This window comes from Bradyrhizobium sp. USDA 4502, from assembly GCF_054063355.1.
Genome location: NZ_JBSSGF010000001.1, coordinates 8,174,613 through 8,187,986 on the forward strand (window position 1 = coordinate 8,174,613; position 13,374 = coordinate 8,187,986).

At 65.9% G+C, this 13,374-nt stretch carries 14 protein-coding genes; 8 read left to right on the plus strand and 6 right to left on the minus strand.

The genetic code is table 11. The annotated features are described in order from the left end of the window. Window positions 1-105: 105 nt before the first annotated feature. From ACVW1B_RS38020 to ACVW1B_RS38035, 4 genes are all read left to right on the plus strand, one after another. A complete protein-coding gene (locus ACVW1B_RS38020; protein ID WP_253605010.1) occupies window positions 106-876 on the plus strand; it encodes an SDR family NAD(P)-dependent oxidoreductase in 771 nt (256 codons plus the stop codon). A gap of 401 nt (window positions 877-1,277) precedes the next feature. Next, the gene (locus tag ACVW1B_RS38025) at window positions 1,278-1,544 is read left to right on the plus strand and encodes a hypothetical protein (RefSeq protein ID WP_141340539.1); all 267 of its coding nucleotides are present in this window, start codon (window positions 1,278-1,280) and stop codon (window positions 1,542-1,544) included. Between the two features lie 198 nt (window positions 1,545-1,742). Further along, complete coding sequence (locus ACVW1B_RS38030; RefSeq protein ID WP_253605008.1) at window positions 1,743-2,660, plus strand: DMT family transporter; 918 nt, start codon at window positions 1,743-1,745, stop codon at window positions 2,658-2,660. A 105-nt stretch (window positions 2,661-2,765) separates the two neighbouring features. Continuing rightward, entirely contained in the window at window positions 2,766-4,337 is a 1,572-nt protein-coding gene (locus tag ACVW1B_RS38035; protein WP_253605006.1) for a serine hydrolase domain-containing protein, read from the plus strand. A gap of 285 nt (window positions 4,338-4,622) precedes the next feature. On the opposite strand, the gene ACVW1B_RS38040 is transcribed toward ACVW1B_RS38035, so the two are convergent. Continuing rightward, the gene (locus tag ACVW1B_RS38040; protein WP_162832420.1) at window positions 4,623-4,799 is read right to left on the minus strand and encodes a hypothetical protein; all 177 of its coding nucleotides are present in this window, start codon (window positions 4,797-4,799) and stop codon (window positions 4,623-4,625) included. Window positions 4,800-5,186: 387 nt separating this feature from the next. Here ACVW1B_RS38040 and ACVW1B_RS38045 point away from each other — a divergent pair, with 387 nt between their 5' ends. Further along, window positions 5,187-5,315 carry a hypothetical protein gene (locus ACVW1B_RS38045; RefSeq protein WP_016847287.1) on the plus strand — a complete coding sequence of 43 codons (129 nt, stop codon included), beginning with the start codon at window positions 5,187-5,189 and terminating at the stop codon, window positions 5,313-5,315. Here ACVW1B_RS38045 and ACVW1B_RS38050 read toward each other — a convergent pair. From ACVW1B_RS38050 to ACVW1B_RS38065, 4 genes are read right to left on the minus strand one after another with little or no spacing between them, the layout of a single operon-like run. After that, window positions 5,312-6,067 (minus strand): GntR family transcriptional regulator, encoded by a 756-nt coding sequence (locus ACVW1B_RS38050; protein WP_225164541.1) that lies wholly within the window; start codon window positions 6,065-6,067, stop codon window positions 5,312-5,314. The genes ACVW1B_RS38045 and ACVW1B_RS38050 overlap by 4 nt on opposite strands. Window positions 6,068-6,073: 6 nt before the next feature. After that, complete coding sequence (locus ACVW1B_RS38055; RefSeq protein ID WP_253605004.1) at window positions 6,074-7,054, minus strand: Gfo/Idh/MocA family protein; 981 nt, start codon at window positions 7,052-7,054, stop codon at window positions 6,074-6,076. After that, on the minus strand, window positions 7,051-7,938 hold the full coding sequence (locus ACVW1B_RS38060) for an NAD(P)-dependent oxidoreductase (protein WP_253605002.1): 888 nt from the start codon (window positions 7,936-7,938) through the stop codon (window positions 7,051-7,053). The genes ACVW1B_RS38055 and ACVW1B_RS38060 overlap by 4 nt, the downstream gene beginning before the upstream one ends. A 19-nt stretch (window positions 7,939-7,957) precedes the next feature. After that, entirely contained in the window at window positions 7,958-8,917 is a 960-nt protein-coding gene (locus ACVW1B_RS38065) for a Bug family tripartite tricarboxylate transporter substrate binding protein (RefSeq protein ID WP_253605000.1), read from the minus strand. A gap of 135 nt (window positions 8,918-9,052) precedes the next feature. On the opposite strand from ACVW1B_RS38065, the gene ACVW1B_RS38070 reads away from it, so the two are divergent. The 3 genes from ACVW1B_RS38070 (at window position 9,053) to ACVW1B_RS38080 (ending at window position 12,235) form a co-directional block, all read left to right on the plus strand. Further along, on the plus strand, window positions 9,053-9,442 hold the full coding sequence (locus tag ACVW1B_RS38070) for a carboxymuconolactone decarboxylase family protein (RefSeq protein ID WP_212054563.1): 390 nt from the start codon (window positions 9,053-9,055) through the stop codon (window positions 9,440-9,442). Between the two features lie 60 nt (window positions 9,443-9,502). Then, window positions 9,503-10,864 carry a 3-carboxy-cis,cis-muconate cycloisomerase gene (pcaB, locus tag ACVW1B_RS38075; protein ID WP_456822839.1) on the plus strand — a complete coding sequence of 454 codons (1,362 nt, stop codon included), beginning with the start codon at window positions 9,503-9,505 and terminating at the stop codon, window positions 10,862-10,864. Between the two features lie 114 nt (window positions 10,865-10,978). Further along, window positions 10,979-12,235 carry an aminopeptidase gene (locus tag ACVW1B_RS38080; RefSeq protein ID WP_253604996.1) on the plus strand — a complete coding sequence of 419 codons (1,257 nt, stop codon included), beginning with the start codon at window positions 10,979-10,981 and terminating at the stop codon, window positions 12,233-12,235. A 205-nt stretch (window positions 12,236-12,440) separates the two neighbouring features. Here ACVW1B_RS38080 and ACVW1B_RS38085 read toward each other — a convergent pair whose 3' ends face one another. Beyond that, complete coding sequence (locus ACVW1B_RS38085) at window positions 12,441-13,373, minus strand: GNAT family N-acetyltransferase (protein WP_225645440.1); 933 nt, start codon at window positions 13,371-13,373, stop codon at window positions 12,441-12,443. Window position 13,374: the final 1 nt, after the last annotated feature.

Below are 13,374 nucleotides of genomic sequence, written 5' to 3' on the forward strand. Positions count from 1 at the left end.
CCGGAAAAGTGCGAAGCGGTTTTCCGGCAAGATCATGCTCAAACAGGGAGCAAAGAGCGCGATGACGATTCGATTCGATCGCGTCGCGCTTTAGAGGAGTTTCTCATGGCAGGCATTCTGGACGGCAAGGCTGCATTGGTGACGGGCGGCGGCTCCGGCATCGGCCGGGCGACGGCGATCGCCATGGCGCGTGAAGGCGCGCGCGTGGCGGTGTCGGACCTCTCGAAGGACGGCATCGAGGAGACGGTCGCGCTGATCAATGCCGCCGGCGGCCAGTCGATCGCGATCCAGGGCGACGTCACCGACGAGGCCGAGGTCGCGAACATGGTGGCCCGCACGGTTTCGGCGTTCGGGCGCATCGATTGTGCGTTCAACAATGCCGGCGTTGCCGGGCGCTCCGTCGGGCCGCCCGGCCAGCGCATTCATGAACTCACCCAGGCCTCGGTGGCCAAGATATTCTCAGTGAATCTGATGGGCGTGTTCCTGTGCCTGAAATACGAGGTCGCGCAAATGCTCAAACAGGGCGGTGGCGGCGCCATCGTCAACACGGCCTCGATCGCAGGCCTGGTCGGCCTCGCGACGTCCGGCCACTATGTCGCGACCAAGCACGGTGTCGTCGGGCTGACCAAGTCCGCCGCGATCGAATATGCCCAGGACGGCATCCGCGTGAATTGCGTCAATCCCGGATACATCAAGACGCCGATGACCAAGGAGACGATGGACGAACGCTATGACGAGATCATCGCCAAGGTGCCGGTCCGTCGCCTCGGCGTGCCCGAGGAAATCGCCGAAGCCGTGGTCTGGATGTGCTCGGACAAGGCGTCGTTCATGACCGGCGCATCGCACGTGGTCGACGGCGGTTACAGCGCGGCCTGATCTCTGAAGGCCTTGTTTAGGTTAGTGGCCCATTTGCACAAAGCCACGTTGATCTTCGCGACTTCAACGCTCTTGCTGTGAGTGGTGCATCTCAGCCAATATCGCGTTTGGCAACGAAGAGCTTCGAGGTGTTCAAACTCAATCGCATCGTCGGTTTCATCATTCTAGCAGCGCTCGTCTACGGCGTGCTCCAGGCTTACGGGTTACTTCCTGAGGGCGCACCTCGGCTGTTTCCTCAACGCAGCGGTTCGCCCGCGGCTTAAGATTGATGCTCCACATCCGAACGTCCGCTGCTGGACCCATAGCGGGTATCGTTTGACGCCGATTTTGGTCGCCTCCTTCGGCAAACGGAACCGAAGCCGGTCCAGCCTGTTTGGTACGATTAGCCAAGGGAGGTCGGAATGAGGATCATTCTGATGACGACGATTGGCTGGGCGTTGTCGTGTGGATTCGCGCTAGCCCAGGCCGATCCCAACAAGGACGTGAACACGGCAACCGGGCGCTCGGCACCGGAAGAAAAAGGTCAATTGCAGCCACAAGGTTGGACCGGGCCACTTGAAACAAAATCAGGTGGTGCGCCGCCGGAAAGCCCGCAAGGTCAAAGCCCGCCGGGAATGCAGGGAGCGCCGGACGGATCGACAAAAACCGTGGTTGAACCGCGGAAGTAAGTCCCACGTCTTGTCTGTGAAAGGCCAGCTTCCCTTAGGGTGAACCGGCCCTCGAGCTCGCCCTTTGCAGCAAGCGGACTTCGCGGCAGCGCGGAATGACGTCAAAGCTTGATCCAAGCGGACCCTGGTAGGCTTGCGCCAACCAGCCGTGCGTATCGATGGGTTGATCCGCTTCCGGCACTAACGTAGTCGTTCGCGATGAACGAACGTCCGGCCATCGCCAAGGCTGCAGCTCTTCCAGATACGAAAGCCATCCTGCTCGGGGTCGCATGCGGCCTCGGTGCGGCGCTGTGCTGGGCGCTCGGCTTCGTGGCGACCCGACACGGCCTGAAGGTCGGTTTCACACCGGTCGACCTGCTGATGCATCGCTTCCTGTGGTCGGGCATCGTCTTCCTGCCGCTCGTTGTGCGCGCCGGCCTCCGCGATCTCTGCGGCATCGGCTGGGGCCGCGGCATGGCGCTGATGCTGCTGGGCGGGCCGGTGATGTCGCTGATCAGCTATGCCGGCTTCATGTTCGTGCCGCTGGGGCATGGCAGCGTGATCCAGCCGTCCTGCGCGACGCTGGGTGGATTGTTTCTCGCGGTCGTCTTGCTGAAGGAAGCGGTCTCGCTCTCGCGGGCAGCCGGCGCTGTCGTCATCGTCGTCGGCCTTGCCGTGATCGGCAGCGAGTCGATCGGCCATATGGGGCCGAGCGCCGTGATCGGCGATTTGATCTTCGTTGCGACCGGCTTGATGTTCGCAGGCTTCGCCACGCTGGTGCGCTATTGGCGTGTCTCGGCGTTCTCCGTGGCCAGCGTCATCAGCGTGCTGTCGCTCTCGCTGTTTCCGCTGTACGCCGCCTCGGGTGGGCTCGCTCGCGATGCGGCCATCGGCCTGCATGAAAACGCGCTGCAGGCCATCGCCCAGGGCATCCTGGCCGGGCCCGCGGCGATGTATCTGTTCGCGGTGTCGATCCAGCGCCTCGGCGTTGCCCGCGCAGCCGTATTTCCTGCGACCGTGCCGGTGCTGACCCTGCTGTTGGGATGGCTCCTGATCGGCGAGCCACCGACCACGCTGCAGGCGGCCGGATTGGCCGCCGTGTTGGCCGGATTCTATCTCGCGCAGCGGCAGCGCTAGACGGCTTTGCCGACGTCCTGATGGCGCGCGGTCGCGGCGACGATTGACAAGCAAGCGAGGGATCGCGGATGGTGCGGCTCTCCGCCGTGTCGCAATGAGACGCCGATGCAAGTTCAACGTTTGGCGCTGCCGATGCTTGCAGGGCTCGTGCTTGCAGCTTCGGCTTTGTCGGGCGCAGCCCAGGCGCAAGGCGCCGCCGAGCCGGTACCGCAGACCTCGCAGTGGCAGACCTGGCAGTGGCAGACCTCGACGCCGGAAGAGCAGGGGATGGATTCCGCCGCGCTGGCGCGGCTCGTCAATGACGGCGCGGCCCACAGTCTCGATAGCCTCCTGATCGCGCGGCACGGCCGGATCGTGCTCGACGCCTACTATGCGCCCTACACGCCGGAGATCCCGCATCTGTTCAATTCCGTCACCAAGGCGGTGACCGGAACGCTGGTCGCGATGCTGCTCAGGGATGGCGTGCTCGACAGCCTCGACCATCGCATGGTGGATTTCTTCGGCGATCGCACCATCGCCAATCTCGACGACCGCAAGCGGGCGATCACGGTCCAGACCATGCTGGACATGACCTCGGGAATGGCCTGGACCGAAGGCGTTGAGGGTGGCCGACCGGACTCGCTGATCGAGTGGGAGCGCAGCCCTGATGCGATCCAGTTCATCCTCGATCGCCCGATGGCGAAGGCGCCGGGCGAGGCGTTCTACTACAACACCGGCAATGCGCAGCTGTTGGCCGCCATAATCAACAAGCTCACCGGCATGAGCGCGCGGGACTACGCGGTGACCAAACTGTTTCGCCCGCTCGGGATAGCCGCGCCGTACTGGAACAGCATCGGTCCCGGACTGACGCAGGGCGGCGGCGGACTTCAGCTCGCGCCGCGCGACGCCGCCAGGATCGGCCTGCTCTATCTGCATGACGGTGAATGGGACGGGCAGCGCTTGCTGCCGACCGGCTGGGTCGATCGCATCAGGCATGCGACGACGGAGATGCACGCCTCGTTCGACTCATCGTTGCGCTACGCCAATTTCTTCTGGGTGATGCCGCAGCGGCAGGTTGTCATGGCGGTCGGCGACCGCTGCCAGCTCGTCATGCTGTTTCCCGCGCTCGACATCGTCACGGTCGTGACCGCGCGCGACTATTGCTCGTTCGGCAGGATGGCCGACGGGATTTCCGGCGCGGTCAAATCCGACACGGCGCTGCCGGTGAACTCCGTCGGCGGCAATCAGCTCGCGGGCGCGTTGCGCGATATCGCAACCGAGAAGCTGTCGACGGTTGGTGCCGTGCCCGAGACGGCCGCCGCCATCTCCGGCAAGACCTGGCGCTTCCCGGCCAATGGCTTCAATTTGCGGGCACTGACGCTGCATCTGACGGATCAGCCCGCGCACTACGAACTCGAAACGGCGACGCCGGATTCGGCGAGGCCGGTGACGACAGTGGCAGGACCGATCGGGCTCGACGGTGCCTACCGTCTCGGTCAGCCAATGGCGCTCGGCGTGATGGCACTGAAGGGGACGTGGCAGGACAACCAGACATTCGCGATCGACCTGCGTCTGGTCGGCGGCGATACCGACCGCCGATGGCTGCTGTCATTCGATGGCGGCAAGGCCCGGCTCAGCGGCAAGGATCGCTTCGGCCGCGACGTTAAGGCCGACGCTGAAGCGCCGGGCGCGCAATAGCTCGAGCGCGGGCCGCGTCCCTGTCCATTTCGGGCACGTGAAGCTCGGCTTCCTTCGCGTCGTCCCGGCGAAGGCCGGGACCCATACGCCGCGGCGGACGTTGTAGCTGGGACTGGTCGTTGCAGTAGTGCAGAAGGCGTCGTGCCCGCGCAGCGATCTTGGCGGCATGATCGCAGGAAATCACGACCGGCGCACGCCAACACGCACACCGCCATGGCAGACGGCCGCGCGAATCGACAATGCTAAGGAAACTATGCGCCCGAGGCTCTCAGCGCGGCGGCGACCTTATTGGTCCACCTTCGGCGTCTTGCCCGCAATGTCGAGGCCGAACCGGAGCGCGCGCTCCTGGCGCTCTTCCGTCAGCAGCTTCAATTCCCGTTCCAGCGACCGCGCCACCTCGTCCTGGGTTTCCTTGGAGCGGCGACGGGAGTCGCCTTGCGGTTTGGCCGGTTCGGCAGTCACGGGAGAAGCCCTTGTCATCACAGTGTCACAGGCCCTGATCGCACGGCGGGAGTCGGGGCGACAATCAAAAAGAATTCAGTGGGTGCATCTTTGGAAGGTTTGCTGTGCGTCTGATTCAAATTTGGGCAGAAAATTCTCTTAAGTGTTGCCTCGAATGGAGCCGGACCCCTTCGGCCCGCCGTCTCATCAATTCGGATAAGAGAGCCCGGTTCCGACGAAATCATTTCCGGATTCGCACGAAGGCGTCCTGAAACCGACAAGGTCTAACCTTAGTAGCGTTGTGAAGGACGGCTGCCTGGTGAGACGCTGAGGACCGCGGTGGTGAGATTCACAACCTGGGTCGCAAGGTCAGTCGGTCCTGCTGAGACGTTGGGGATGATCCCGGAAATGAAGAAGTTGAATGCTGTGCCATATGTCTGGGCGGCCGCGCTGATTGCGGTCGCGATCTGGGGCGTGAGCGGCACCCCGCAGACGGCACACACCTCTGCCAGCACCCATCTGGCCCGGGTGCGCTAGAGCTTCGGCCGCAGCGAGCGCTGCATATCCATCGTGTAGGTGTAGCGCCCCTCGGGGTGCGTGGTGATGGTGACTTCGAACAGTTCCTCGCGCTGGCCGTAGTAGCGGCGTACCACGGTGAGCGCCGGCGAGCCGGTCTTGACGCCGAGCGCCCTGGCGATCGGCGCCGGCATGCCCCGCACGAAGATTTCCATCTGCGCGCGCTCGGTGACCTGGCCGTACATCCTGGCGATCTGCTCATGCACCGGGGTGCGACCGTGGTCGGGCCGGGTCACGACATCGGCGAACCGGCGCAGCACGTAGATCTCGGCCCAGCCGAGCGGGGCTGCGAACTGGTCGGAGCGGCGCACCGCCTCGATCAGGAACCAGCTCTTGCCGGGCTCGCATTTCAAGAGCCCGGCCAGCTTGCGGTCGGCGACGATGTCGCTGCTGGCAACGACGTCGCGGTAGGTTTCGTTGGAATAGCGCAGCCACTCGCCGAGCGACTTGACGCTGTGGGTGAACAGCACCGGCGGCTCGGATGCGATCACCACCGAGCCGAGGCCGGCGCGGCGCACGATCAGGCCCTGGTCGATCAGGATGCGCAGCGCCTCGCGCACGGTCTGCCGGCTGGCCTGGTAGCTCGCCATCAGCTCGGTCTCGGTCGGCAGCAGATTGCCGACCGCGTAGGTGCCGAGCCGGATGTCCTTCTGCAGTCCGGTGGCGATGTCGCGGTAGCGGGACGATCGCGCTCGGTCCGGTTGTTCAGACATGGCGGATCACTGGTATGCCGTATGGCAGACGACCGGATGTGCCGATTGCATCGACTGCAGCGCGGCCTCGAACGCGGCGAGCGTCGCCAGCACGTCTGCCTCGAGCACCGGGAACGGCTGCTTGCCTTCGACGGCGTCGGCAAAGGCCGATAGTTCCGCGGTGAGGGTGTCGATTGCCGGATAGCGCGTCGTCGCAGGCGCCTCGCCGGATTTCCGCAGCACCATCGTCTGTTCGTCGAGCACCTCGGCGGATCCCTTCGTTCCGAACACATGCACGCGCCAATAGAACGGTGTTGCGCGAATTGTCGCAAGGGTTGCGCTCACGCCATTCACAAATTCAATCGCCAAGGTTGCAGTGTCGAGCGGCGGCGGTCCGGCCTCGCGCGCACTCAACCGGGCATAGACCTGGCGCGCGGGACCAAGCAGGCTGACGAAGCCGTCGAGCACATGCAGCCCCGCGCCGGTCAGGCCGCCGCCCGGCGATTCCTCGGGCGACAGCCGCCAGCCCTGCGTGATGCTCTGCGAGTTCTCGTTGCTGTTGTGACCCTCGACATGCAGGATGGTGCCGAGCTCGCCACTGGCTGTGATCGCGCGCAGCGCCTGCATCGACGGCCAGAACCGGCGGTTATGCCCGACCGCGAGCACCACGCCGGCGCTGCGGCACGCCGCGAACATCTCCGCGGCATCGGCGCGCCGAAGCGCCAGCGGCTTCTCGCAAAACACCTGCTTACCGGCGCCGGCTGCCGCGATCACCTGGCCCTTGTGCAGCGAATGCGGCGTCGCCAGCAGCACGGCATCGATGCGAGGGTCGGCGAGGACATCGTCCAGGCTCGCCGCGATGGAGAGGCCGTGCGCCTCGCAAAAGCTGGCGGCGCCGTTGGCGTCGGGTTCCACCGCGCGGACGATCCTGAGCCGCGGCTCGTTGCGCGCGGCCCGGACCAGTGCGCGGCCCCATCGACCGAGGCCCGCGATCGCACAGTTGATCATGACTGTCCCTCACCGTGGCCGCGGCCGGCCCGGATCGCCTCGATGACCGCGGCGCTGTCGTTGTCTGGCCCTTGAAGCGCGATCGCCGCGCGCAGCAGTTCGGCCTGCACCGAGGTCAGCGGCAAGGGCAGGCCGTGCCGACCGGCCTCCTGCAGGATCAGCTCGGCATCCTTCAAGGTCTGCGCGATATGCGATTGCGGCGAGAAATCCCGCGCCAGCATCTTCGGCCCCTTGCTGTCCATCACCTTGGAATATGCCGCCGATTGCCGCGCGGTCGCAAGGAACGCCGCGCCGTCGAGGCCGAGGCTTTCGGCAAAGGCGATGCCCTCGGCCAGCGCGGCGCGGTTGTTCTGCAGGATCAGGTTGATGGCGAGCTTGGTGCGGCTGGCATTGCCGATCGCGCCGACATTGATCCGCTGCGGGCAGAGGATATCGAGCGTCGCCGCGGCGGCGTCGATGATGTCGGCATCGCCGGCGACCAGCGCGGTAGCCGTGCCCGCACGGACCTCGGCGCTGGTCCCCGAGATCGGCGCTTCGATGAAGGCGAGGCGCGAGCGGGAGGCGAATTCGGCGATTGCCGCGATCTCGCCCGGCGCGCAGGTGGTGGTGCAGATGATGCGCGGCGGCGCCGTCGCGTTGGCGAGCTCCGGCAGCAATCCCTTGACCTGGGCCGCGTCATCCACCGCGATGACGATGGTCCGGCAGCGCGCTGCCACGTCGGCGGCAAAAGCCGCGAACTCGGCGCCGCTGGCTCGCAGGCCATCTGTCTTCGCGGCGTCGATGTCGAAGCCGATCACCCCGATGCCGGCGTCGATCAGCCGCGCGGAGAGCGCCGATCCCATCAGCCCCAGGCCAATCATGCCAACGGGTGTCTCGCGAGCCATGATGCGACGCCGCCTCGCTTTATTGCGGCTGGATGCCGGCCGCCTTGACCTCCGCCGACCAGCGCACGACCTCGCTCCTGACGAAGGCACCGAACTCGGCGGGCGCGAGCGGCGCCACCATCACGCCGACATCGGCGAGCTTCTTCCTCGTCTCCGGCATCGCGAGGTACTTCGCACACTCGGCGTAGAGTTTGCTGACCACGGGTTCCGGCGTGCCGGCGGGCGCGAACAGGCCGTACCAGATCGTGGCCTCGAAGCCCGGCATCGCTTCCGCGAGCGCGGGCAGGCCGGGCGTCAGCTCGTTGCGGGTCGCCGACGTCACGGCGATGCCGCGCAAGGTGCCGCCCTGCATCTGCGGGATCGCGACCGAGAAGTCGCCGAAGGTGAGATCGATCACCCCCGCCATCACGTCGGTCATCGCCTGCGGGACGCCGCGATACGACGCCGCGACCAGCGACAGGCCGCCGCGCGATTGCAGCTGGGCGATCGAGATCTGCGATGCGCCGGAACCGTAGCCCGCGGTCAGGTTGGGATTGGCCTTGGCGTAGCTGAGGAACTGCGGCAGGTCCCTGGCCGCGAGCTTGGGATTGACCAGCAGCACCATCGCCGTGGTGGTGGTGCGGATGACAGGTGCGAAATCCTTCACCGGGTCGTAGGGCAGGCTCTTCAGCGTCGCGACGTTGCTGGCATGGGTGGTGTTGGTGCCCATCAACAGCGTGTAGCCGTCGGGCGCGCTGCGGGCGACCTCCTGGGCGCCGATGCTGCCGAGCGCGCCGGCGCGGTTCTCGATCAGCACGGTCTGGCCGAACGCGTCCTGCAGATGCTGGCCGACCAGCCGCGCGACATTGTCGGGACCGGCGCCGGCCGGGAATGGCACGATGATCTTGAGCGGCCGTTGCGGGAAATCGTCCGCGGCGAAAGCCGGCAGGATGGAAAGCGTCGCAAGCAGGACGACGAGCAGCCCCAGCCGTAACTTCATCCCGGTCCCCTCGTGTCTGCTTTTGCAAATTTATACGGACAAATACCTTAGAAAGGCAAGCGCCAGGCCTGCTGGAATGTTGAGGTGCGTCATATTTATCCGTATAAATAGCCCATTCAGGGGAGCCAGACGACGATGGTGGACATCAGCGATCTCCATGCGCGCGGACTGCGCCGGCGCCAGAAGATGTTCGGCGAGGGCGATGTCGCCAAGCGGATGGCCGCTGCGGGCGATTTCGGCACGCCGCTGCAGGACATCATCAATGCCTATGTCTACGGCGACGTCTGGGAGCGCAGCGGGCTGTCCGACCAGATCCGCAGCCTCGTGATGCTCGGCATCACCGCGGCGAGCAGCAAGCCGGCCGAGTTCCGCGTGCATGCCAAGGGCGCGCTGGCCAATGGCTGCACCGCCGCGCAGGTGCAGGACGTGCTGCTGCTGGTCGCGATGTATTGCGGCATTCCGGCCGCGATCGAGACCAGCAAGATCGCAGCCGAGGTGTTCGGCGAGGCGCCGCCGGAGGGGTAGGGCACGGGCCCTTGCCGTGATAGGGACGTTGCCGTCTGCGACCGGCAACAGGATTTGCCCATGTCCGCCTTCCCGACCTCGACCACCGTGCTCGATTCCGTATTGTTTCGCGATGCCTTCGGCACGCGCGAGATGCGCGAGGTGTTTTCCGACCTGCGGCTGATCGAGCGCTATGCCGAGGTCGAGGTCGCGCTGGCGAAGGCCGAAGCGCGCTGCGGTGTGATTCCCGCTGAAGCCGCCGCGGAGATCGCAAAACGTACCGATGTTGCCGCGCTCGATTTCGATCTGCTGCGGCAGGAGACCGACGTCGTCGGCTACCCGATCCTGCCGCTGGTGCATCAGATGGCCAAGCAGTGCGGCGAGGCCGGCCGCTACGTCCATTGGGGCGCGACTACGCAGGACGTCATGGACACCGCCGTGGTGCTGCAACTGCGCGACGGATTGAAGATCATCGAGGACGACATCGCTGCGCTGCGCGGCATCCTCGCCGATCTCTCGAAAAAATACCGCGACACGCCGATGGCCGGCCGCACCCATCTGCAGCAGGCGCTGCCGGTGACGTTCGGCTACAAGACCGCGATCTGGCTCGCCGCGTTCGATCGCCACGCCGCGCGGCTTGCGGAGCTGAAGCCGCGCGTGCTGGTCGGCCAGTTCGCCGGCGCCGCCGGCACGCTGGCCTCGCTCGGCGACAAGGGTTTCGAGGTCCAGCAGGCGCTGTGCGAGGAACTCGGGCTCGGCGTGCCCGTCTCGACCTGGCATGTCGCGCGCGACGGCTTGGCGGAAGCGGTGAATTTCCTCGCGCTGGTCACGGGAACGCTCGGCAAGATCGCGCTCGACATCATGATCATGGCGTCGACCGAGTTCGCCGAGGTCTACGAGCCGTTCGTCAAAGGGCGCGGCGCGTCCTCGACCATGCCGCAGAAGCGCAACCCGATCTCGTCGGAGCTGATGCTCGCCGCCGCCAAGGCGGTGCGCCAGCATGCCGGCCTGATGCTGGATGCGATGGTGCAGGATTTCGAGCGCGCCACCGGTCCATGGCACGCCGAATGGATGGCGATCCCGGAAAGCTTCGTGCTGACCGCGGGCGCGCTGCACCAGGCGAGGTTCGCGCTTGGCGGTCTGATCGTCGACGAGCAGCGGATGGCCGACAATCTCGACATCAGCTGCGGGCTGATCGTGGCCGAAGCCGTGATGATGGGCCTTGCGCCTTCGATCGGCCGACAGGAGGCGCATGACGTGGTCTATGACGCCTGCCGCCGCGCCAACGACAAGGGCCTGACGCTGGCCGAGGCGCTGGCGGCGGATGATCGCGTCGCCAGCCGGATCGATCGGGCGACGATCGACCGCCTCACCGCGCCGAAAAACTATCTCGGCCTGGCGCCGCAGATGGTCGACCGGGTGCTGGCCTCGGTGAAGCGGTAAAATTCGAGGCAATTGCTCGCCGTCGCGTGATCGGGCGCGGCGGGCAGGAACCTTGCGGATGCGGATCGAATTGGACTACGAATCCCGAGGGTTCCTCAAACGACACGGCGCTTCATGACCGCACATCAACGCAACCTTTCCGCATCGATCGATCCCGTGAAGCTCGACCGGCTCGCCGAAGTCGCGATCAAGGTCGGCCTGCAGCTGCAGCCGGGGCAGGATCTGCTGCTCACGGCGCCCGCCGGAGCGATGCCGCTGGTGCGGCGGGTGGTGGAGCATGCCTACAAGGCCGGTGCGGGTCTCGTGACGCCATTCTTCTCGGACGAGGAGCTCACGCTGGCGCGCTACCGCTACGCCAACGATGCGAGTTTCGATCGCGCCGCAAGCTGGCTCTATGAGGGCATGGCGAAGGCGTTCGGCGCCAACACCGCGCGGCTTGCGATCGTCGGCGACAATCCGATGCTGCTGTCGGGCGAAGACCCGGTCAAGGTGGCGCGCGCCAGCAAGGCCAATTCGATCGCCTACCAGCCGGCACTGGAGAAGATCGTCAATTTCGACACCAACTGGAACATCATCGCCTATCCGAGCACGTCCTGGGCCAAGCAGGTGTTCCCCGACGATGCCGAGGACGTCGCGGTGGCCAAGCTTGCCGATGCGATCTTCTCCGCGTCCCGGGTCGATCAGGATGGCGCCGTCGCCGCCTGGGCACAGCACAATGCGAAGCTCCGCGAGCGCACCGAATGGCTGAACGGCCAGCGCTTCCACGCGCTGATATATTCCGGACCCGGCATGGACCTCACGATCGGCCTCGCCGACGGTCATGAATGGGAGGGCGGTGCGTCGACTGCCAAGAACGGCATCGTCTGCAATGCCAACATCCCGACCGAGGAAGTCTTCACCACCCCGCACTGCCGCCGCGTCAGCGGCCACGTCGTCAGCTCCAAGCCGCTGTCCTATCAGGGCACGCTGATCGACAATATCTCGGTCAAGTTCGAGGAAGGCCGCATCGTCGAGGCCAAGGCCTCGCGCGGCGAGGAAGTGCTGAAGAAGGTGCTCGACACCGACGAGGGCGCGCGCCGCCTCGGCGAGGTCGCGCTGGTGCCGCATTCCTCACCGATCTCGAAGAGCGGGCTGCTGTTCTTCAACACGCTCTTCGACGAGAACGCCGCCTCGCACATCGCGCTCGGCCAGTGCTACTCGAAATGCTTCGTTAATGGCGACAAGCTGACGCCGCAGCAGATCGCCGAGCAGGGCGGCAACAAGAGCCTGATCCATATCGACTGGATGATCGGCTCCGCCGACACCGACATCGACGGCATCCATGCCGACGGTCGCAGCGTGCCGGTGTTCCGCAAGGGCGAGTGGGCGTAAGGGGGCCGACGCTCTTCACCTCGCCCCGCGTGCGGGGAGAGGTCGGATCGCATCTTCAGATGCGATCCGGGTGAGGGGGCGCCTCCGCGAATGCAGCTGTCACCGAATATGTGGAGAGGCCCCTCACCCCAACCCTCTCCCCGTAAGAACGGGGCGAGGGAGCGCAATCCCGTCGCCGTCGCTACCGACCCAATGTCATCGCGCTCTACTGAAACCTCCGCCCCCGCGCGGCGAGCAGGTCGCCGCGTGGCGCGCTGAAGCGGCAGGTCTCGTGCTGCGGCCGGAAGCCGAGCCGGCGATAGATCTTCAGCGCGGGAGCGTTGCGGCTCGAGACGTTGAGCCAGCACGGGTGTTCGATCGAGACGTCGTGTGCGGCCAGCACGCGATACACCAGCAGCTGGCCGAGCCCGCGTCCCTGCCGCACCGGATCGACGGCGACCGACTCGATCCACATCGAGTTCCGTTCCGGCTCGGTCAGGCAGAAGCCCGACATCTGTCCATCCTCCGACGCGATCCAGACTTCGCTTTCGGTCAGGACCTGCGCCATCTCCTCCGGCGAGTACAGGCGGAAGGCGGCGTCCGAGGCATAGGCGGCATTGTGGATGCGCGCGACCTCGCCCGCGCAGGCGCTGACGTCGCTGACCTGCTCGATGGTGGCGCGCGCGGCCGCGAGCGTGCGCGCCGGCTGCAGCGGCTCGACGCACTTCATCCCGATCTCGGACTCGACATGAACGAAGCCGAAGGCCGCGACGAAGGCCATTCCGGCCGGCCAGTCGCTGCTCACCAGCGTCTGCACGGTGAGATCGGCATCGGCGTCGATCGCAAGCACCTCGTCGAACAGCGCGAGGCCAATCCGGCGGCGGCGCATCTCGGGCGCCACGACGATCTTGAGGAATCGGGTGTGATGCGCGCCCTGGTCGCGCAACGAGGACTCGGCGAGGCCGACGAGTGCGCCATCGCGCTCGGCAACACGAAAGCCGCGCCCGCCGCGGTTCTGCGGCAGCTTCAGGAACTGGTCCCATTGCGGCAGCGTGACAGGGCCTAGCCGCGGTTCCACCGCGGCTGCCTTTGCGTAAAGTTCGACCACCGCTTCCGCATCAGCCTCTCGAAGCGGCCGGATGGTGATGCCGTCATCCATG